This is a genomic window from Rhodopirellula maiorica SM1 (assembly GCF_000346295.1).
GTDB lineage: Bacteria > Planctomycetota > Planctomycetia > Pirellulales > Pirellulaceae > Novipirellula > Novipirellula maiorica.
The window spans coordinates 1-1,643 of sequence record NZ_ANOG01000936.1; the positions used below are offsets into that span (position 1 = coordinate 1).

Annotated in this window: 3 protein-coding genes; all 3 read right to left on the reverse strand. The window is 55.8% G+C overall.

Features of this window, described 5'->3' with window-relative positions; all coding sequences use genetic code 11:
* A partial coding sequence (locus RMSM_RS29830; RefSeq protein WP_008706233.1) for a response regulator occupies positions 1-282 on the reverse strand: 282 nt, incomplete at its 3' end.
* A gap of 132 nt (positions 283-414) precedes the next feature.
* On the reverse strand, positions 415-1,134 hold the full coding sequence (locus RMSM_RS29835; RefSeq protein ID WP_008706234.1) for an SDR family oxidoreductase: 720 nt from the start codon (positions 1,132-1,134) through the stop codon (positions 415-417).
* Between the two features lie 296 nt (positions 1,135-1,430).
* The coding region (locus tag RMSM_RS43110; protein ID WP_236622361.1) for a hypothetical protein at positions 1,431-1,643 on the reverse strand (213 nt) is incomplete at its 5' end.

Sequence of the window (1,643 nt, forward strand, 5' to 3'; positions counted from 1 at the left end):
GGCATCCATTTCCGCAAAGTTCATGTCCAACAAACAAACGTCGAACCGCTGTTGTTCCATCAATTCAATCGCCGTCGAGGCACTTTCAACGCCCACCACACGGTAGCTGTAGCGTTTCAATTTGCATTCTAAATCCGCTCTTGATTCACGATGAGCGTCGACCACCAACACCAACGGACGTGGTCGATCGCGACAGCTGAATTGTTCCGTGAAGGGGTATTCGTCGGTTTCGAGCGGTTTGACGACCTTGTTTGCAGCGGGGACCACTTTGATTCGCGACATGATTGCGCTACGTTGATTCCATAACATGATGAGCCTGGCGGTGCGATGCGAATTCGCCTTGGGGGGGAACGGGGCGACGATTCGAAGAGAGGCTATTTGATGAGAGCTTCGGTGGCTTGACGGAAGCGGTGGTCAGCCGTGGTGGCGAAGATACTCACTGACGTGCGAATTTGAATTGCGGCTGTTCACAAAAACGCCGGAACGCAGATAGCTTGTACAGTCGATTTGGTGGACAAGAAATCGGGCAAGCGTTTCCGTACTGACAAAACCGCCTCGTAACGAGTGGCGATCCGCGATACAGGCTCCGACGGTACGGCGTGCCTTTAACTTTCCACAACGGACGAGCGTCCAATCGAGATCGCATTGCATTAACATCGCCGCTTCGTTCTGCTTGTCCGCCAATCGCGAGCACAGCCCCAACGCCCCCGCCACACGTGTTGCGAACGTCCCCAATGGACGCGGCCGATCCCCTGGCAAGACGACGCCAGAGTGCGAGACGACAATGTACCGCCGAGCGCCTTTGCGATGCAGTTTCGGCAGCAACGATCGGGTCAACTTCGCCGCCTCGGTCCCCACGCCGCCAGCGCACGGTCGCATCGTAGGACCATAACAATTGATGACCGCCATACAGTCGCTGACAACGTCAGTCAAACAGCGTTGGTCGTCCAATTCACATTGGACGACTTCGGTCGAGTTCGCAGAGTGTTCGAAGCTTGGATCCCGAACCTGCGTCTTGACGTGGAAACCGCAACGGCGAGCTACTGAGATGACTTGCCGACCGAGCGCCGTATCGCCCCCGAGAACACAAATGCAACGAGCAAGGTTCATGTCCACATTCAGGTACATGTCCATGGTAAGCTCCCGGACCGCTGCATCCTGGGGAAACACCGCGGCCTATGAAAAGTTAGAGAAGAGCAACGCGTCGCTTTCTTCGACGCTCGTCTATTTCATAGGTCGAGAGTGAACGATTGCTGTCACATCAAAAGAGATCCTCTTGCTCAGCGCTTGATTGTGGAGTTTTGTGTTTTCGCCGAGCCGCGATCGCGATGGTGCCGGCAACAATGGCTGCTCCGGCAGGATAGGCCAGCTTGGGAATCCTGAGCGGCGGGGGATCTGAAATGGGTTGCGTTTCTTCGCTTGTCACGGATTCAATCGATGCCAGGATCGAATCGAGCAGCGGACCCGAGATCGGTTCGACCGCACCGGCTGCGATCAAATCTAAACAGCGGTGGTACTCCCATCGTCGATTCTAATTGCACTTTGATCGCGTCTCCCGTGATAGCGCCAATCCGCGCCGGCAAATTCGCTCGTTGCAGATCGATCCAACCCGCCCGGGACCCCGAAAACCATCCATGATGGAC

Bases quoted from the DNA above. Each gene is read 5' to 3' on its own strand.
- RMSM_RS29835 (WP_008706234.1), bottom strand. From the start codon at position 1,134: ATGGACATGTACCTGAATGTGGACATGAACCTTGCTCGTTGCATTTGT.